At 69.2% G+C, this 17,327-nt stretch carries 17 protein-coding genes; 10 read left to right on the forward strand and 7 right to left on the reverse strand.

The features are described from left to right. Nucleotides 1–17: 17 nt before the first annotated feature. The 5 genes from M2282_RS10215 to M2282_RS10235 all read right to left on the reverse strand — a co-directional run bounded on the left by M2282_RS10215 (nucleotide 18) and on the right by M2282_RS10235 (nucleotide 4,796). Entirely contained in the window at nucleotides 18–239 is a 222-nt protein-coding gene (locus M2282_RS10215; RefSeq protein WP_280808659.1) for a hypothetical protein, read from the reverse strand. Nucleotides 240–368: 129 nt separating this feature from the next. Further along, nucleotides 369–1,991 (reverse strand): rhodanese-related sulfurtransferase, encoded by a 1,623-nt coding sequence (locus M2282_RS10220; RefSeq protein WP_280808660.1) that lies wholly within the window; start codon nucleotides 1,989–1,991, stop codon nucleotides 369–371. Then, a complete protein-coding gene (locus M2282_RS10225) occupies nucleotides 1,988–2,587 on the reverse strand; it encodes a cysteine dioxygenase (RefSeq protein WP_280808661.1) in 600 nt (199 codons plus the stop codon). The genes M2282_RS10220 and M2282_RS10225 overlap by 4 nt, the downstream gene beginning before the upstream one ends. Then, a complete protein-coding gene (locus tag M2282_RS10230; protein ID WP_280808662.1) occupies nucleotides 2,584–3,564 on the reverse strand; it encodes an ABC transporter substrate-binding protein in 981 nt (326 codons plus the stop codon). Before M2282_RS10230 ends, M2282_RS10225 begins: the two co-directional genes overlap by 4 nt. After that, nucleotides 3,561–4,796, reverse strand: a complete 1,236-nt coding sequence (locus tag M2282_RS10235) for an acyl-CoA dehydrogenase family protein (protein ID WP_280808663.1) — start codon at nucleotides 4,794–4,796, stop codon at nucleotides 3,561–3,563. The genes M2282_RS10230 and M2282_RS10235 overlap by 4 nt, the downstream gene beginning before the upstream one ends. Before the next feature lie 155 nt (nucleotides 4,797–4,951). Here M2282_RS10235 and M2282_RS10240 point away from each other — a divergent pair, with 155 nt between their 5' ends. From M2282_RS10240 to M2282_RS10275, 8 genes are all read left to right on the forward strand, one after another. Beyond that, complete coding sequence (locus M2282_RS10240) at nucleotides 4,952–5,962, forward strand: ABC transporter substrate-binding protein (RefSeq protein ID WP_280808664.1); 1,011 nt, start codon at nucleotides 4,952–4,954, stop codon at nucleotides 5,960–5,962. A 36-nt stretch (nucleotides 5,963–5,998) separates the two neighbouring features. Then, the gene (locus M2282_RS10245; protein ID WP_280808665.1) at nucleotides 5,999–7,117 is read left to right on the forward strand and encodes an LLM class flavin-dependent oxidoreductase; all 1,119 of its coding nucleotides are present in this window, start codon (nucleotides 5,999–6,001) and stop codon (nucleotides 7,115–7,117) included. A gap of 153 nt (nucleotides 7,118–7,270) precedes the next feature. After that, a complete protein-coding gene (locus M2282_RS10250) occupies nucleotides 7,271–8,095 on the forward strand; it encodes a class II aldolase/adducin family protein (RefSeq protein ID WP_280808666.1) in 825 nt (274 codons plus the stop codon). A 26-nt stretch (nucleotides 8,096–8,121) separates the two neighbouring features. Beyond that, nucleotides 8,122–9,123, forward strand: a complete 1,002-nt coding sequence (locus M2282_RS10255; protein ID WP_280808667.1) for an ABC transporter substrate-binding protein — start codon at nucleotides 8,122–8,124, stop codon at nucleotides 9,121–9,123. Beyond that, a complete protein-coding gene (locus tag M2282_RS10260; RefSeq protein ID WP_280808668.1) occupies nucleotides 9,120–10,202 on the forward strand; it encodes an ABC transporter permease in 1,083 nt (360 codons plus the stop codon). Before M2282_RS10255 ends, M2282_RS10260 begins: the two co-directional genes overlap by 4 nt. Continuing rightward, nucleotides 10,196–10,984 carry an ABC transporter ATP-binding protein gene (locus M2282_RS10265; RefSeq protein ID WP_206174825.1) on the forward strand — a complete coding sequence of 263 codons (789 nt, stop codon included), beginning with the start codon at nucleotides 10,196–10,198 and terminating at the stop codon, nucleotides 10,982–10,984. Before M2282_RS10260 ends, M2282_RS10265 begins: the two co-directional genes overlap by 7 nt. A 1-nt stretch (nucleotide 10,985) precedes the next feature. Further along, complete coding sequence (locus M2282_RS10270) at nucleotides 10,986–12,143, forward strand: c-type cytochrome (protein ID WP_280808721.1); 1,158 nt, start codon at nucleotides 10,986–10,988, stop codon at nucleotides 12,141–12,143. A 35-nt stretch (nucleotides 12,144–12,178) separates the two neighbouring features. Next, complete coding sequence (locus tag M2282_RS10275; protein ID WP_280808669.1) at nucleotides 12,179–13,150, forward strand: ABC transporter substrate-binding protein; 972 nt, start codon at nucleotides 12,179–12,181, stop codon at nucleotides 13,148–13,150. On the opposite strand, the gene M2282_RS10280 is transcribed toward M2282_RS10275, so the two are convergent. Further along, complete coding sequence (locus M2282_RS10280) at nucleotides 13,151–14,212, reverse strand: AraC family transcriptional regulator (protein WP_280808670.1); 1,062 nt, start codon at nucleotides 14,210–14,212, stop codon at nucleotides 13,151–13,153. It abuts the gene before it with no gap. Nucleotides 14,213–14,421: 209 nt separating this feature from the next. Between M2282_RS10280 and M2282_RS10285 the strand changes: the two genes are divergently transcribed. Further along, nucleotides 14,422–14,868 (forward strand): response regulator transcription factor, encoded by a 447-nt coding sequence (locus M2282_RS10285; RefSeq protein ID WP_280808671.1) that lies wholly within the window; start codon nucleotides 14,422–14,424, stop codon nucleotides 14,866–14,868. Nucleotides 14,869–14,892: 24 nt separating this feature from the next. Here the strand turns inward: M2282_RS10285 and M2282_RS10290 are convergent, their stop codons facing one another. Continuing rightward, entirely contained in the window at nucleotides 14,893–16,368 is a 1,476-nt protein-coding gene (locus tag M2282_RS10290; RefSeq protein WP_280808672.1) for a PLP-dependent aminotransferase family protein, read from the reverse strand. A gap of 128 nt (nucleotides 16,369–16,496) precedes the next feature. Here M2282_RS10290 and M2282_RS10295 point away from each other — a divergent pair, with 128 nt between their 5' ends. Then, nucleotides 16,497–17,216: a GNAT family N-acetyltransferase gene (locus M2282_RS10295; protein WP_280808673.1), complete on the forward strand. Its 720-nt coding sequence runs from the start codon at nucleotides 16,497–16,499 to the stop codon at nucleotides 17,214–17,216. Nucleotides 17,217–17,327 lie beyond the last annotated feature (111 nt).

Raw genomic sequence — 17,327 nt, forward strand, 5'->3', positions numbered from 1 at the left:
GCCTCGCCGGACCTTGCTCACCTCCAGCCGCGGTGCCATCCGTACTGCGGATGGTGCCAACCCCAGCCATAGCGCGGGTGGTACGCCCATACGAAACCAACCCCTGGCGAAACATACGTCGGTGCCATATAGGCCACGCCTGGAGGCGCCGAGTAGACGGGTTGGGCCGGTGCGACCACGCAACCGGTAAGTGCGGCTGCGAGCGCAGCGGCCGACAGAGCGAGAACAGGAAATTTCATGGGGCAGTGCTTCTTCGGACGAGTTGTTGTGGATGTGCACAACCAACGCCCTGCAGAGCCCCCGGATGACGGCCTTTACGCCCGCGAAACAGTGTCACGGGCGTGTTGTCATCCTTTCAAGACGCTTTCTCAGATCACCTTGAAATGATGCGTGCCGTCGCGCCCCAGTTGCGCGACCAGGCCGTACTCCCAATCCAGATAAGCCTGCATGGCTTCCGCGGGCGCATCGGTGCCTTCATAGGGGCGGCGATAGCGGTCGGTGCGTGCCGTCGCGAGGCGCGTTTCGCCGGTTTCCGCTTCCAGGCCCGCGGCAAACCATGCCGTGTTGCCGCCGGTCAGCACCAGCACCTCGACATCGCGCTGCCCGCGCGCATCGAGCAGCGTGCGCAGGTCGGCTGCGGCATAGCGCGCGAGCAGGCTGCTGCCGCACGTCAGCACATAGCGCTGGGACGCGGGAACGACTGCATCGATGGCGCCGGCGAGTTGTGCGCGAATGACGTACCAGGCGCCGGGGATGTGGCGCTTCACATAGTTGGCGCTGGTGGTCACGTCGAGCACGGCGGTGCCGGGCTGCTTCAGCAACTCGGCGAGTGCCTTGGGCGCGATCTCTCCGACCGCCGCTGCAACCGGCGGGTAGGCGGGCGAGGGCGCCACTGTCTCCGTGAACGCGGAAGCGGATGGCACCGCATCGGGCACATAGACCTCCCACCCCATTTGCGCGAGCCACGATGCGCTCATCGAAGCGCGCACGCCATCGTCGTCCGCCAGCACGATGCGCGCGCCGCGCACCGGCACCTGGTGGTCGGTCTCCTGCACCAGCTGTCCGCCGGGCGCGCTCGCGAAGCCGGGCAGGTGGCCCGCTGCATATTCCTCGGGGGTGCGCACGTCGAATCGGTAGACGGTGCGGTGCGGCGCTTCGAGCGTCTGCAACGCATCGAGCGGGATGCGGCGCACGCCCGCCTTGTCGGCCACGCGGCGCGCGTCGGCCTCTGCCTGCGCGCGGTGCGCATCGGACACCGCAGCCGGCGCCTGCCGGTCCGCCCCGTGGTCCAGCACCTGCCCCGCGAGCTTCCAGCCGATGGTGCCGTTGCGCAACGCAGCCACCGGGTTCGGAATGCCCGCATTCACCAGCGACTGCGTGCCGATGATGCTGCGCGTGCGCCCCGCGCAATTGACGATCACCTGCGTCGACGGATCGGGCGCGAGCTCGCGCACCCGCAGCACCAGCTCCGCGCCGGGCACGCTGGTGGCCGAGGGGATGCTCATCGTCTGGTATTCGTCGAAGCGGCGCGCATCCAGCACCACCACGTTGGCCTTGGCTTCCACCAGCGCCTTCACCTCGGGCGCGGAGAGCGATGGCGTGTGCCGCTCGTGCTCGACCAGCTCGCCGAAGGACTTGCTCGGCACGTTCACGTCGCGGAACAGCTCGCCGCCCGCCGCGCGCCAGCCTTCGAGGCCGCCTTCGAGCAGGTGCACGTTCGTGTAGCCCAGCGCAGCGAAGGTGCGCGCGGCGAGCGGGGCGAGGTCGGTGCCGCCATGCGCGCCATACAGCACGATGAAAGTGTCCAGTCGCGGAATGCGCCGCCAGGCCTCGATCTCGATCTTCGAGAGCGGCAGGTTCGCGGCCCACAGCGGATGCTCCTGCGCGAACGGGTCTTCCTCGCGCACGTCGAGCAGCGCCGTCTCTTCGCGCGCAATGAGTCGTTCGCGCACGGCGGCAAAAGGCAGGAGGGGGAAAGCAGCGGTCGTCATGCGGATGTAGCTCTGAGTTCTTCGGAGCGGTCCCAGAGGTTGGGAAGCAGCGTGTTGGAGTAGCCCGAGACAAAAGGCTTGCGCCCGCCCTCGGCCGGGTAAGTATGCCGCCGTACCGCGCCGATGTTGGCGCCGTAGACGTGGATGCTGATCGACACGCGGTCCGCATGCGCGTTGTGCACGCGGTGCAGGTCGCCGACGGTGGGCGACACCGCCTCCACGTCGCCGGCATCGAGCCGCACCGCATCGCCCTGCGGTTGCGCGCGGCCATTGGCGTCGAGCACATGGCCCTGGCTGTATTCCGCGCCGCGCAGCATGCCGATCAGGCCCCACACCGTGTGGTCGTGGATCGGCGTGGCCTGCCCGGGCCCCCAGACGAAGCTCGCGACCGAAAAGCGTTCGGTGCTGTCGGCATGCAGCAGGAACTGCTGGTAGCGCGCCGGGTCGGGCTGGGCGAAGGCATCGGGCAGCCAGTCGTCGCGCGCGACCAGCGTGCGCAGCAGCGCGCCGCCTTCACGAAGGATGCGGGGCTCATCGGGCGCGCTGTCGAGCAGCCGGCCGAAAGCGCCGACGAAGTCGCGCAGCGGCGCGATCACGCGGGGCGCTTCCAGAGTTGCGTGTCGGTGATGGCGCGCACGTCCACGCGCACCGGCAGGATGCCGTCCCGCGCCGAACGGTCGGCCACGGCCTGCAGCGCGACGATGTCCGCCTCGCTCACCGGCCGGCCCGCCACCGACGCACGCGCGGTGATGATGCGCGCCGACTCGATCGGCAGCCGCGTGAGCTGGCTGTAGGCCTGCGCATAGGCCTCGGGATTCGCCAGCGCCCAGTCGCCCGCGCGGCCCAGCCGGTCGAGGAATTGCACGATCGCCGCGCGCCGGGCCGGATCGGCCAGCGAATGCTCGCTCGCGGTGATGAAGCCCAGCGCGGTATTGATGCCGCGCCCGTCGCGCAGGATGCGCCCGCCCTGCTGCAGCGCGATCGCGTAGTACGGATCGAAGATCGCCCAGGCATCGATCTGCTTCGAGGCGAAGGCAGCCGCCGCATCGGTTGGCAGAACGAACTTCACCGTCACCTCGCTGCGCGGCACGCCGGCTTCTTCGAGCGCGCCGTAGAGCTGGTACTGCGAGATGCTGCCGCGCGCGGACGAGACGATCACCGTCTTGCCGCGCAGGTCGCTCACGCTGCGCAGTGGCGAATCGGGCTGCACCACGATGCCCAGCGAATCGGCCTTGCCGACGCGCGTGGCGACGATCTTGAGCGGCGTCTTGCCGACGGCCGCGGCGAGCACCGGCAGGTCGCCGGCCATCGCGGTGTCGACGGCGGCGCTGCGTTGCGCCTCGAACAGCGGCGCGGCGCCCTGGAAGTTGGCCCAGCGATAGGCGAACGGCGCGCCCTCGAGCGCCTTCGACGCCTCGAACAGCGAACGCAGGCCGCCGGCCTGGTCGCCGAGGATCAGCGTGGCTTGCGGCTGCGCCCAGGCGCGCAGCGAACCGGTTGCCGCGAGCGAGAGCGCGGCGCCCTGCTTGAGCCAGCTGCGGCGCGAGGTCCTGGAGAACAGCGGACCGCTCATGCGGCAACTCCGGAAGAAGACAGCAGCGCGCGCTTTCCCGCGCCGACCAGGATCGCATCGTTCTGCGGCGTGTGGATGCGGCTGCACAGCACGTCGCGGTAGTGGCGCTCCAGCGGGTTCTGCCGCGTGAGGCCGTGGTTGCCGCTCAGCTGCAGCGCGAGTTCGACCACGCGGATCGCGTTGTTCGTCACCGTGTACTTGAGGAGGCCGCTGTCGGTGGCCGGCTGTGCATGGCCGTTGTCGACGGCCGTGGTCGCATCGTCGAGCAGCACGCGGTTGGTGCGCAGCAGCGCCTCGATCTCGCCGACGTGCTCCTGCACGCGCGGCAGGCTGGCGAGCGGTGCGCCCAGGCTGCCGGGCGCGCGCTGGTTCAGGAAGCCCACGAGCCAGTCGCGCGCGGCCTGTGCCACCGCGTCGTAGAGGCTGCCGAGCAGCACCGTCATCCAGGCCTGCTGGGTGGCGTGCGCGTCGATGTCGGTCTGGCTGCCGGCGTCGGGCGCCCAGTCGGCCGGCGCGCGCAGGTCGACCGCGTGGTCGAGGTCGATGGCGACGTTCTCGAAGATCACTTCGTGGCTGCCCGAGGCGCGCAGGCCCAGGTGGTCCCAACTGGCGATCACGCGCACGCCAGGGGCATTGCGGGGCACCAGGAACACGCCGGTGCGCGGTGTGGCTTCGTCGGTGCGGGCCCACACGGCGAGCCATGCGAGGCCTTCAATGCCGGTGGTGTAGAGCTTGTGGCCGTCGATCTTCCAGCCGTTGCCGTCGCGCCGTGCAACGGTAGAGGGCAAACCGCCGCGGGCCGGCGAACCCAGCGCGGGCTCCACGCGCAGCGCGTTGATGAGCGCGCCGCGCTCCACCGCGTCGCGCGACACGCGTTCGCGCAGTTGCGGCGGCCAGCGGTTGTCGCCGCGCGTGAGCGCATGGTGCTGCAGGTAAGTCATGGTGAGGATCAGCGCGGTGGCAGGCTCGCCGCGCGCCACGGCCGCGATCACGCGCCGTGCCGTCGCCAGTGTGGCGCTGCCGCCGCCGTGGGCAGCGGGCGCCACCAGGCCGATCAGGCCATGCGCCTGCAACGCCTCGAAGTTCTCTCGCGGGAAGGCGCCGCTGCGGTCGTGGTCGGCCGCGGTGGCCGCGAACTGGGCCGTCAGCCGTGCCAGCAACGCGGCATCGACGGTGGCTGACGGTATTTCTTCAGGCGTGGCCGACGGGCGGCGCAGGGGGAGTGCACTCATGGTTCCCGCACGGTACGCGCCCGGCGCCGGGCAGAAAACGACGCATCCTGCATATGCAAACTCGTTTTTCTGCGTTCGCTTTTGCGGGCTGCCTCGGTACGGTCTCGCCTCTGTCCCGTGACTTCCGTGGGCGGAGAAGAAGAAAGAACGAACGCATGAAACCGGATTTCCCCCTCGATCGACGCAGCCTGCTGCAGGCGGCCGCCGCATGGGGCGCAGCCGCCACGGCCGGCTGGGGTGCCAGCGCCCAGGCCGCAACCCCCTCGCGCGATCTCTCGGGCGTGACCCTGCGCGTGGGCACCTACAAGGGCATGTGGCGCCCGCTGCTGCAGGCCGCGGGCCAGGCCGACACGCCCTACAAGATCGACTGGCGCGAGCTCAACAACGGCGTGCTGCACATCGAGGCCATCAACGGCGATGCGCTCGACCTGGGCTCGGGCAGCGAGATTCCGCCGGTGTTCGCGGCGCGCCAGAAATCCAGCGTGCGGCTCGTGGCCGTGACCCATGAAGACCTGAACAACCAGGCCACGCTCGCGCGCAAGGACTCGCCGATCCGCACCATCGCCGATTTCAAGGGCAAGCGCGTGGGCTATGTGCGGGCCACCACTTCCCACTACTACCTGGCCAAGCAGTTGGCCGAGGTGGGGCTGTCGTTCAGCGACATCCAGGCGATCAGCCTCACGCCCTCCGACGGCCTCTCGGCCTTCGCGCGCGGCGATCTCGATGCCTGGGCCATCTATGGCTACAACGGCCAGATCGCGCGCACCCAGTACGGCGCGCGGGTCATCAAGACCGGCGTGGGCTACCTCTCTGGCAACTTCCCGATCTACGCCAACCCTCGCGCGCTCGACGACGCGCTGCGCCGCGCGGCGCTGAGCGACCTGCTGCAGCGTTTTCAGCGTTCGTTCGCATGGGTCAACGGCAACTTCCTGGCCTATGCGCGCGCGCAGTCGGCCGAGACGCGCGTGCCGGTCGGCGACCTGGTCGAACTCTTCAACCGCCGCAGCGGCGACTACAGCCTCGGCCCGGTCAGCGATGCGGTGGTGCGCAGCCACCAGGACGTGGCCGACACCTTCCTGAAGATCGGCGTGCTCGATGGCCCCGCCGATGTGAAGCCGCTGTGGGACCGCAGCTTCGAAAGCGCACTGCGCCTGCCGGCCGCCTGATCAACCCCACGCCTCGACAACGAACAAAGGACTCCCATGAGCCAGAACACCCAGAACGACGTTGAATTCATCGGCATGATCCAGGGCCAGAAGGTCTCGGAGATCCACGCCGCCAAGGGCCCGGCCATCGACCGCGACTACGTGCGCGCCTTCGCCCAGGCGCACGAGAACGCCGGCTTCGACCGTGTGCTGGTGCCGCACCATTCGACCGGCCCCGATGCCACGCTCACCGTGGCGTACGCGGCCTCGGTCACCGAGCGCATTCACTTCATGCTCGCGCACCGCCCGGGCTTCGTGGCACCCACGCTCGCGGCGCGGCAGTTCGCCTCGCTCGACCAGTTCAGCGGCGGCCGGCTCGGCGTGCACTACATCTCGGGCGGCTCCGACGAAGAGCAGCGCCGCGACGGCGACTGGCTGGACCACGACCAGCGCTACGCCCGCACCGACGAATACCTGGAGGTGCTCCACAAGGTGTGGACCGCCGACAAGCCCTTCGACCACGAGGGCGCGCACTACCGTGCCGTGAATGCCTTCTCCGAAGTGAAGCCGCTGCAGACGCGCAACGGCAAGCCGCATGTGCCGGTGTATTTCGGCGGTGCATCGGAGGCTGCGATTCCGGTCGCCGGCAAGTACGCCGATGTGTACGCGCTGTGGGGCGAATCGCTGGACCAGGCGCGCGAACTCACGACGCGCGTGCGTGCCGAAGCTGCCAAGCATGGGCGCAGCGTGCGCTTCTCTGTGTCGTTCCGTCCGATCCTTGCGGAGACCGAAGAGGCCGCATGGGCGCGCGCCGAGAACATCCTGGCCGAGACGAAACGCCTGCGCGTGGTGCAGGGCTACAACCGTGGCGGCCCGCAGCAGAGCGAAGGTGCCAAGCGCCTGCTGGCCGCGGCCGACAAGGGTCCGCGTGTGGACAAGCGCCTGTGGACTGCGGTGGCGCAGGAAATCGGCGGCCGCTCGAACAGCACCGCACTGGTCGGCACGCCCGAGCAGGTGGCCGATGCGCTGCTCGACTACTACGACCTGGGCGTGACCACCTTCCTCATTCGTGGCTTCGATCCGCTGGAAGACGCGACGGACTACGGGCGTGAGCTGATCCCGCGCACGCGCGAACTCGTCGCACAGCGCGCGGCTTCCGTTCGAAAAGCGGCCTGACCCCGACTTTCTCCCTCCCCTTCCGGGGGAGGGCAGGGGTGGGGGCAGCGGCCTTCAACGCCGCGCAGCGTTGAAGGCCGCGCGTGCCCCCATCCCAGCCTTCCCCCAGAAGGGGAAGGAGCAAAACCAGAAACCGAATACGAGGAATCCCCCATGAGCGCCGTTCTTTCCATCGACCGCAACGCCCCCCAGCCGCTCAAGCTCAATCCGAACCCGCAGCAGAAGTACTGGTTCGACCCGGTCCCGCCGCGCACCAGCGTGCAGGCCGAGCGCCGCCACCGGCAGGAGCGCCTGGCGGGCGCGTTCCGCCTGTTCGCGCGCTTCGGCTTCGCGCAGGGGCTGGCCGGCCACATCACCGCGCGCGACCCCGAGTTCAGCGACCACTTCTGGGTCAACCCGCTGGGCATTCATTTCTCGCGCATCAAGGTGTCCGACCTGCTGCTGGTCAACGCGAAGGGCGAGACGGTGATCGGCGACCGGCCGCTCAACAAGGCCGCCTTCGCCATTCACGCCGCGATCCACGAGCACAACCCGAAGATCGTCGCCGCCGCCCACACGCACTCGACCTACGGCAAGGCCTGGTCGACGCTCGGCCGCAAGCTCGACACGATCACGCAGGACAGCTGCGTGTTCCATGACGACGTGGCGCTGTTCGAGGACTTCACCGGCATGGTGGTCGACACCAGCGAGGGCGACCGCATCGCCCAGGCGCTGGGCGACAAGAAGGGCGCGATCCTCAAGAACCACGGCATCCTGACCGCGGGCCCGACGGTGGAGGCCGCCGCGTGGTGGTACATCGCGCTGGACAACGCCTGCCACACGCAACTCCTCGCCGAAGCCGCCGGCAAGCCGCAGCCCATCGACGAGGAAACCGCGCGCCACACGCACAGCCAGATCGGCGGCCCGGAGGGGGCCATCCATTCCTTCTACAGCCTCTACGAAGGTCTTGTGGAAGCGGAACCCGAGCTGCTGGACTGAATGAAGAAAAACCACCGGAGTCGTCGATGACCGCATCCCTTTCACGCCGCAGCGTCCTGCGCACAGGCGCCGCTGCCGCCGTGGTCGCCTCGGGCGGCCTGATCGCCTCGCAGGCGTTCTCGCAGCAGGCGCGCAAGCTCACCTTCGCATGGAACGCCGCGGCGTTCTGCCTCTCGCCGGTGGTAGTGGCGCAGGAGCGCGGCTACTTTGAGCGCAACGGGCTGCAGGTCGAGCTGATCAACTACACCGGCTCTACCGACCAGTTGCTCGAATCGCTCGCCACCGCGAAGGCCGACGCGGCGGTGGGCATGATCCACCGCTGGCTCAAGCCGCTGGAGTCGGGCTTCGACGTGAAGATCGTCGGCAGCTCGCACGGCGGCTGCGTGCGCCTGGTGGGCGCCAAGGCCGCGGGCGTGACCAACCTTGCGAGCCTGAAGGGCAAGATCATCGGCGTGTCGGACATCGCGAGCCCGGGCAAGAATTTCTTCTCGATCCTGCTTGCCAAGAATGGCATCGATGCCGACCGCGACGTCACCTGGCGCCAGTACCCGGCCGACCTGCTCGACATCGCAGTGCAGAAGGGCGAGATCCACGCCATTGCCGACGGCGACCCGAACGTCTACCTGATCGAGAAGCGCAACAAGGGCGCATTCGTCGAGGTGGCGAGCAACCTCTCGGGCGAATACAAGGACAAGGTCTGCTGCATCGTCGGCGCGCGCGGCGAACTGGTGCGCAAGGACAAGCCGACCGTCGCGGCGCTCGTGCGTTCCATCGCGCAGGCGTCGGCCTACGTGGCGGAGAACCCGAACGAATCGGCCAAGCTCTTCGCCAAGTACTCGCCCAAGGTGCCGATCGAAGACCTGCGCGCGCTGCTGGGCACGCTCACGCACAACCACCATCCGCTGGGCAAGAACTTGCGCGACGAGGTGGAGTTCTACGCACGCGATTTCCGCGGCGTCGGCGTGCTCAAGAAGACGACCGACCCGGTGAAGTTCGCCGATCACGTCTCGTTCGACCCACTGGCATGAGCACTCCCGACCCCGCTTTGGGTTTCGATTCCCTCCCCTTCCGGGGGAGGGCCAGGGTGGGGGCTGCGGCGCCCGGGCGCGCAGCAGTTCCCGCAACGACACTGCCCCGCGCCTCGGCAACCTTGCCCGTATGGCGCAGCGGATTCGCCGCCACGGTTGCATGGCTCGCCCTGGGCCTGCTCACGATCTACTGGCCGAACAAGGCGGTGGGCTTCAGCGACTGGGCGTACACGGACGAGTTCGGCATCGCCGCCATCGCCGTGGGTGCGCTGTTGCTGGTCGTTGCGTTGCTAGGTCCACGCGCCGGCCGTGTGGCGCGCGTGCTGCGGCCCGCGGGCCCGTGGCTCGTCGCGCTGCCGGTGCTGTTCGCCATCTGGGAGATCGCGACGGCCAAGCTTGCATTGCTTCCCACGCCTTTCTTCGCGCCGCCGCAAAGCCTGGTCGAGACCTACATCGACGATTGGCGCCGCCTCGGCGAAAGCCTGCTGCATTCGACCCGCCTCCTCGCGCACGGCTTCGTGCTGGGCGCGCTCGCGGGCTTTCTCACGGGCGTGACCATCGGCTGGTCGCGCATCGCGGGCTACTGGGTGCATCCGGTGCTGCGCTTCGTGGGGCCGGTGCCGGCATCGGCGCTGCTGCCGCTCGCGTTCTTCTTCTTTCCGTCGAGCTATGCGGCGGCGGTGTTCCTGATCGCGCTCGCCACGGGCTTTCCGGTGGCGGTGCTCACCTGGTCGGGCGTGGCCGGCGTCAACCGCAACTACTACGACGTGGCGCGAACCATGGGCGCGAGCGAGCGCTTCCTGGTGCTGCGCGTGGCGATTCCCGCCGCGCTGCCGCAGGTGTTCGTGGGCCTCTTCATGGGGCTGGGCGCCGCGTTTTCGGTGCTCGTGACTGCCGAGATGATGGGCGTGAAGGCGGGCCTGGGCTTCTACCTGTCGTGGGCACAGGGCTGGGCTTCGTACTCGAACATGTACGCCGCGCTGATCGTGATGGCCGTGCTGTGCTCGGGCCTGATCACGCTGCTCTTCAAGGTGCGCGACCGCGTGCTGTCGTGGCAGAAGGGAACCGTGAAGTGGTAGCGATTGCTGAAACAGGCGTGCGCCAGGCCGGCGCGCACATCGACATCCGCGGCGTGAGCCACTGGTTCGACGTGCCGGCGGGCCCGTTGCAGGTGCTCGACGACATCGACCTCACGGTGAAGCCCGGCGAGTTCGTCGCGCTGCTCGGCCCGAGCGGCTGCGGCAAGTCGACCTTGCTGCGGCTGGTCGCGGGCCTGGAGCCCGCCACCGCCGGCCGCATCACGCAGGACGGCGTGCCGATCACCCGGCCCGACCCGTCGCGCATCGTCGTCTTCCAGGACCCGACCCTCTATCCGTGGCGCAGCGTGTGGGACAACGTGGCGCTCGGCCTGCAGGCGCGCGGCGTGCTCAAGGCGCAGCGCGGGCGGGTCGACGAGGCGCTGAAACTCGTGGGCCTCACCGATTTTGCGAAGGCCTTTCCGCACCAGCTCTCGGGCGGCATGGCGCAGCGCGTGGCGCTGGCGCGTGCTCTCGTCAACGACCCGCAGCTGCTGGTGCTCGACGAACCGCTCGGCAAGCTCGATTCGCTCACGCGCATCGCGATGCAGAGCGAACTGGTCAACCTGTGGCAGCGCGCGGGCTTCTCGGCGCTGCTGGTAACGCACGACGTGGAAGAAGCGCTGTTCCTCGCCAACCGCGTGATCGTGCTGAGCGACCGGCCGGCGCGCATCGCGGCGGAGATCGTGGTCGACCTGCCGTATCCGCGTCATCGCGGCCATGCGCGGCTGGCCGAACTCCGTCATGAAGCGCTCCGGCACCTGGGGCTCGACGCTACGTGGTGAGATGAACAGCACGCCCGAGGCCGATTGGCTCAACTTGCTGATCGGCCTGCTCCAGGGCGCGCAACTGCAACTGCTGCGGGTGCTCGATGGGCTCGGACTCGCGGCGCATGTGCATGGCCAGCCGGCGTGGCCGTGGGCGCACCGGCTGTCGGGCGAAAACCTGCTGATCGACCTGGGGCAGGCGCGCAATCTCGCGTGGACGCTGGTGTGCGTGGCCCTGGCCGTCCTTGCATTGCTTGTCGCACTGCTCTGGCGGCGTCGGCGTTTCTACGCGCTCGCACTGGTGCCTATGTTGCTGATCGCAGCGCCGTGGCCCGACGCCCATGTGGTGCTGGTGCCCGCGACGCCGACAAGCTTCCAGTCGTCGCCGACAGGCTTCACGGCCGCCTCCATTGCCAAAGGCCGTGTGCTCTACGCGCAGAACTGCGTCGCCTGCCATGGCGCGGACGGCAAGGGCGAAGGGCCGCTCGCCGCTTCGCTCGCGGTGTGGCCGCCGAACCTCAGCGGCCCGCTGCTGTGGCGGCGCGCCGATGGCGACCTGCTCTGGCGCATCCTGCACGGCACGCGCGATGCGCAGCATCAGCCGACGATGCCCGGCTTCGCAGCGCGGCTGGACGAAGGCGATGCCTGGGCGCTGATCGACTACATGAAGGCGCAGGGCGCAGGCCAGAGCCTGCGCGCGCTCGGCAACTGGGCGCAGCCCATCGGCTTGCCCGACATGGCGGTGCGCTGCGGCGCGCAGCCGCCAAGGCCGCTTGCGAGCTGGCGCGGGCAGCGCGTGCGCATCGTGGCGGGCAATGCCGTACCCACGGAAGACCCGCGCCTCGTCACCGTGCTGCTCGTGCCTTCCTCCACGATCGCACCGGCCGCTGCCGACTGCATGGCCGACTCGCCCGCCGCGTGGGAGGCGCTGGCGCTGATCGCCGGCACCGACCGCCTCGCCGGCACGCAACTCATCGCCGACCGCGACGGCTGGCTGCGCGCACGCGGCGAGCCCGGCAAGGCGGGCTGGTCCGACGACGACCTGCTGTGCCGCAGCGAACGCGCGCCCGCTGCCTCGGCGAAGAACACCGCACTGCCCGCTGACGGCCTCGGCGCACTCATCGCCCGCATGGACGCGGAGCCGGTGCGCTTCGTCAAGGGCGGCTTCATCCACTGATTTTTTTCTTGACCTCGACCGAACACGGAGAACCCATGACCTCACACCTCGACCTCTCACGCCGCAAGCTTCTTACTCAAGGCCTCGCCGCCGCCACAGCCGTTGCCGTGCCGGCCTTCTCATTGCAAGCCCGCGCACAGGGCCGCCCGGTGCTCAAGGCCGGCGACCAGAAGGGCGGGCTGCGCGCGCTGCTCGAAGCGGCCAACGGACTCGAAGGCCTCGGCTACGACATCCAGTGGTCCGAATTCCCCGCGGCCGCGCCGCTGGCCGAAGCGTTGAACGCGGCAGCGGTCGATTCGGGGCCCATCGGCGATGCGCCGCTGATCTTCGCGTTGGCCGCCGGCACGCGCGTCAAGGCCATCGGCGCGAACCGTTCAGACTCCTACGGCACGGCCGTGCTGGTGCGCCCCGATTCGCCGCTCAAGACCGCGGCCGACCTCAAGGGCAGGAGCATCGCCACCAACCGCGGCTCCATCGGCCACTACGTGACGCTCAAGGCAATCACCGCGGCGGGCCTCAAGCCCGAGGAGGTGAACATCCGCTTCCTCGCCCCGGCCGATGCCAAGCTCGCGCTCACGCAGGGCTCGGTCGATGCCTGGGCCACCTGGGAGCCCTACACCGCGCTGGCCGAGGTGAGCCACCATGCACGCGTTCTCGTGAGCGGGCGCGATCTGCTGCCGGGGTTGAGCTACCTTGCCGCGACCGATGCGGCCATCGCCGCCAAGCGGCCGGTGCTGCAGGACTTTCTGCAGCGCGTGGTGAAGGCGCAGCTCTGGTCGTACCGCAATGTCGATGCCTACTCGGCCGCGCTGGCCCGCATCATCGGCATTCCGCCCGAGGCGGCGAAGCTGCAGTTCGAGCGCCGCCAGCAGAAGTGGGTGGCCATCGACGCGAAGGTCATCGCCGACCAGCAGGGCACGGCGGATTTCTATCGTCATGTGGGGCTCATCAAGCAGCCGCTCGATGTGAAGGGCACCTTCGACACCGGTTTCGGCGTCGCGGGTTAGTCAGGAGATGCCGATGCCTGGGGCGGGATCGGCCCGGAATGTCTGCGACAGCGCCCGGAACTCCTGCGGCGCCATGCCGTAGGCCCGGCGAAACGCGCGGGTGAAGTCCGACGCGCTCTTGAAGCCGACCGCGTAGGCCACGTCGGTCACCATCATGTGCGGGTAGCGGGCGAGTTCGTCGGCCGCCTGGCGCAGCCGCAGGTGGCGGATGTAGGCGCCCAGGCCGCCTTCGTGCTGGAACATGCGGTAGACGGTCGGGCGCGTCAGGTGCAGCGCATTGATCACCCCTTCGGGCGTGAGCTCGGCGCGATGCAGGTTGGCCTGGATATGGCGCCGCACCCGGCCGAACAACGCCGCCCGCGCTGCCGAGCGCGCATTGCCGCTCAGGCCCGCCTGCTTGCCGAAGGCCGCGACCACGAGGTGCGCAGCCGTGCGCACGGCACTGTCGGCCGCCGCGGCGCTCATGCCGCCGATGTTGGCGCCCAGCGCCGTCACGTGCTCCAGGGCCAGCCGGGTGAGCGGTGTCGCGTCCTGGATCGCGCGGCCGTGGATGGCTTCGGGGTCGGGAAAGACTTCCTGCACCAGCGCGCCCGGCACGAAGAGGGTGAGCACCCGGCAGTGGCTGCGCCGCATGCGCACCGGCTGGTTCATGTCCAGCGCCAGGATCTTCGTGGTGGGGGTGGAGATTGCGGTGGACGCGGCAGCGTGGCGCGGCGAGGCGCGCAGCGCGATGTCCTCGACGCCGCCTTCGGTGAACACGTGGAAGACGTAGTCGCGCACGCTGTCGGTGGAGATGCGGGCCAGCGAGCGCTCGAGCAGCATCGCATCGGAGCGGCAATCGGTGAACAGGAGGCCGTCGACCTTGTAGCGGTCGATCTCCGCCCGGAAGGGCTTCTCGATGTCGGCCTTCGACGGCAGCACGTCGATCACGTGGCCCACCCGCTCGCGCCAAGCCAGCAACTGCCGGTGCGGCGGCTCGCCCTGCACGCTGAAGTGGCTGCGCGCCACGCCGCCGTGCACGGGCGCGGCCTGGGGGTCGCCTCGAAGGGCGCGAAGGTTCATTGGAGAGGTGAAAGTCGCGAGGGCGATGGCGGGATGCGCAGCGAGGTCGCGACGCCAATGAATGGAAAAAACCGTTAAAAAAGGCGCAAAACCGCGGGAATTCTCTCAATAAGTGAGACGGACGGTCAAGCCTGCCGGAGCGGCGCCACCACGCTTGTCTTCGCCCGGCCGCATGGCCGAACGAATCCGATTTCTTGAGCGAGTAGCCCATGTCCACAGGAAAAGCCGATCCCGAAATCTCCCCCGGTGCTGTCGGTCATCTCTTCAACGCGGCGAACGAGGACGAACTGGCGGTGCTGATGTTTTCGATGGAGCGCGGCGGTGCCCCAGGGGCCTCGCGCATCGCGCGCCGCATCCTCGCGCTGATCGCCGCGGCTGCGAAATCCCGGCCCGCCGCCATCGAGGTCCGGCCGCACGCAGAAAACGTGTTGCCCGCGGGCCTGCCGTTGTCGCCACGGGAGCTGCAGGTGCTGCAGCTGGTGTCGCAAGGGTCGAGCAACCGCAGGATCGCCGAGGCGCTCAGCCGGTCGGCCAACACCATCGACACGCAGATCAAGAGCATCTACCGCAAGCTCGACGTCAACTCCCGGACGCAGGCGGTCCACAAGGCCATGGAGCTCGGACTCTTGCGCTGGGACGCCGGCAGTCCGCAATAGCGCCCTCGGAAGGTTCGCACCTTCTCAGATGCCCCCGAGTTCCGCGGCACGCGCCAGTTGCGACAGGCGCTTGACCAGCGGCTCGAAGCGCTCCGCCGAGGTGTTGCCGTAGCCCAGCACCAGCCCGTTGTCCGTCGGCTGCGGCGCGACGGCGAAGCCCGACAGAGCCGCGGGCGCCAGATGGTGGCGCAGTGCATCGGTGGCGATCTGGCGATCGTCGAAGCGCGGCGGCAGCCGCACGGTCAGGTGCAGGCCGCAGTAGCCGCCGTCGATCTCGTGCGGCACTTTCAGATGCCGCGCGAGCGCCAGCCGCAGCGCCTGCTGCCGGTCGCGGTACAGGCGCCGCATGCGGCCCAGATGCCGGCTGAACTGGCCGCTCTCGATGAAGTCGGCCATCGCCAACTGCTCGTGGCGGTGGCCGCCGCGCAGCATTTCGTGCAGCGGCGCCTCCACGGCCGCCATGAGAGGCTCGGGCAGCACCATGAAACCCAGCCGCAGCGACGGGAACATCGTCTTGCTGAAGGTGCCGACGTAGAGCACGGGGGCATCGGGCACCAGCCCCTGCATCGCGCCGATGGGCTCGCCGGTGTGGCGGAACTCGCTGTCGTAGTCGTCTTCGATGATCCAGGCGCCGTGCCGGCGGGCCTCTGCGATCAGCGCGAGACGGCGCGCGATGCTCAGCACCGCGCCGGCCGGGTACTGGTGCGAGGGCGTCGTGTAGATCAGGCGGGGCGGGTGCTTCTGCCAGTCGTCCGCGTTGGCGCACAGGCCCTCGGCGTCGACGCGGATCGGGACCATGTGCATGTCGCCGGCGCGCATGGCCGACTTCGCGCCGCGATAGCCCGGATCTTCGATCCAGCCGATGTCTCCCGGGTTCGAGAGCAGCCGCACGCACAGCGAGATGGCTTCCTGCGCGCCCTCGGCGATGACCACCTGCCGCGGCGTGCACCGCACGCCGCGCGCAATCGCCAGGTGCCGCGCGATGGCCGCGCGCAGCTGGGGCTCGCCCAGCGGATCGCCATAGCCGAGCGTCGCCGGGCTCGCGGTGCGGATGGCGCGGTCGAGCGCGCGCCGCCAGGCGGCCGCGGGAAAGTGCGACAGGGCGGGCACGCCGGGGCGAAAGGTGGCATCGGGCTCGGTGAACACGGTGCCGGGCTTGATCGTGGCGAGGCGCAGCGCGGTGGCAGGCATGCCGGCGGACTTGCCCGTGCGTCGGGGCAGGGCCGGGGGCGACAGCTCGGTCACCCGCGTGCCCTGCCGGTCGGGCTGCACATAGCCTTCGGCGGCCAGGTGCTCGTAGGCGGCGGTGACGGTGTTGCGCGAGATGGCGAGCGCCTCGGCCAGTGCGCGCGAGCCGGGCAGCCGGCTGCCCGGGGCGAGGCTGCCGTCGAGGATGGCGCGCTTCAGGCGCTCGTGCAGCTGGCGCTGCATGGAGCCGGCGTCGCGGTCCCTTTGGAGCGGGGATTCGAGCAATGCGGCGAGGTCTGGCGGGTTGGGCATGAGGCGATGGCGTCGGGCGTGGCACCATGAAATGAACACGCCGTGGTGCTTTTCATGGCACCACGGCGGGCGTACTTTACCGGTCTCCGGCATCGCCGACTCTTTGCGCCTGAAAGACTCTTCACTCCATGCCAGCCCGCCACAACGAATTCGGCCAGTCCCTCGGCCCTCTCATGCCCGGATGGAGCGCCCGCCCGCTGCCGCCGCGCGAGCCCGTCGAAGGCCGCTACTGCACGCTCGAGCCGGTGAACGCCGGGAAGCACGCCGACGACCTGCACGCCGCCTACGCGCAGGCCCCCGACGGCCGCGACTGGACCTACCTGGGCGTCGAGCGGCCCGCCGACCTGAGCGCCATGCGCGCCCATGTCGAGCGCCTTGCGCAAAGCACCGACCCGCTGCACTTCGCCGTCATCGACAGGCAGAGCGGGCAGGCCGTCGGCACGCTGTCGCTGATGCGCATCGACGCCGCCAACGGCGTGATCGAGGTCGGCCATGTCAATTTCTCGCCGCTGCTGAAACACACGCCGATGTCCACTGAGGCGCAGTACCTGCTGATGAAGCTCGTCTTCGAGGTGCTGGGCTACCGGCGCTACGAATGGAAGTGCGACAACTTCAACGAGCCCTCCAAGCGAGCGGCAGGCCGCCTGGGCTTCCAGGCCGAGGGCCTGTTCCGGCAGTACAGCATCTACAAGGGCCGCAGCCGCGACGCAGCGTGGTTCGCGATCATCGACAGCGAATGGCCTGTTTTGCGCAAGGCGTTCGATCGCTGGCTCGCGCCGGAGAATTTCGATGCAGAGGGCAGGCAGCGCATGGCGTTGGACAAGTTCCGGCTGCCTCGCGCGAACTGAGAGGCCGCCGCAGGCACAGGAAATGCGAGTGGTTGAGGAAATCGGCGATTGTTGAAATCCCCGCAGCTTTCTATGCTGGGCGGACATCCCGCATTTTTCGCCGTTCTGCTC

Source organism: Variovorax boronicumulans (assembly GCF_029892485.1).
Classification (GTDB): domain Bacteria; phylum Pseudomonadota; class Gammaproteobacteria; order Burkholderiales; family Burkholderiaceae_C; genus Variovorax; species Variovorax boronicumulans_B.

What these genes read in the sequence shown, in the direction of transcription:
- M2282_RS10215 (WP_280808659.1), bottom strand. Translation starts at nt 239, where the DNA reads ATGAAATTTCCTGTTCTCGCTCTGTCGGCCGCTGCGCTCGCAGCCGCA.
- M2282_RS10220 (WP_280808660.1), bottom strand. Translation starts at nt 1,991, where the DNA reads ATGACGACCGCTGCTTTCCCCCTCCTGCCTTTTGCCGCCGTGCGCGAA.
- M2282_RS10230 (WP_280808662.1), bottom strand. Translation starts at nt 3,564, where the DNA reads ATGAGCGGTCCGCTGTTCTCCAGGACCTCGCGCCGCAGCTGGCTCAAG.
- M2282_RS10235 (WP_280808663.1), bottom strand. Translation starts at nt 4,796, where the DNA reads ATGAGTGCACTCCCCCTGCGCCGCCCGTCGGCCACGCCTGAAGAAATA.
- M2282_RS10240 (WP_280808664.1), top strand. Translation starts at nt 4,952, where the DNA reads ATGAAACCGGATTTCCCCCTCGATCGACGCAGCCTGCTGCAGGCGGCC.
- M2282_RS10245 (WP_280808665.1), top strand. Translation starts at nt 5,999, where the DNA reads ATGAGCCAGAACACCCAGAACGACGTTGAATTCATCGGCATGATCCAG.
- M2282_RS10250 (WP_280808666.1), top strand. Translation starts at nt 7,271, where the DNA reads ATGAGCGCCGTTCTTTCCATCGACCGCAACGCCCCCCAGCCGCTCAAG.
- M2282_RS10255 (WP_280808667.1), top strand. Translation starts at nt 8,122, where the DNA reads ATGACCGCATCCCTTTCACGCCGCAGCGTCCTGCGCACAGGCGCCGCT.
- M2282_RS10260 (WP_280808668.1), top strand. Translation starts at nt 9,120, where the DNA reads ATGAGCACTCCCGACCCCGCTTTGGGTTTCGATTCCCTCCCCTTCCGG.
- M2282_RS10270 (WP_280808721.1), top strand. Translation starts at nt 10,986, where the DNA reads ATGAACAGCACGCCCGAGGCCGATTGGCTCAACTTGCTGATCGGCCTG.
- M2282_RS10275 (WP_280808669.1), top strand. Translation starts at nt 12,179, where the DNA reads ATGACCTCACACCTCGACCTCTCACGCCGCAAGCTTCTTACTCAAGGC.
- M2282_RS10280 (WP_280808670.1), bottom strand. Translation starts at nt 14,212, where the DNA reads ATGAACCTTCGCGCCCTTCGAGGCGACCCCCAGGCCGCGCCCGTGCAC.
- M2282_RS10285 (WP_280808671.1), top strand. Translation starts at nt 14,422, where the DNA reads ATGTCCACAGGAAAAGCCGATCCCGAAATCTCCCCCGGTGCTGTCGGT.
- M2282_RS10290 (WP_280808672.1), bottom strand. Translation starts at nt 16,368, where the DNA reads ATGCCCAACCCGCCAGACCTCGCCGCATTGCTCGAATCCCCGCTCCAA.
- M2282_RS10295 (WP_280808673.1), top strand. Translation starts at nt 16,497, where the DNA reads ATGCCAGCCCGCCACAACGAATTCGGCCAGTCCCTCGGCCCTCTCATG.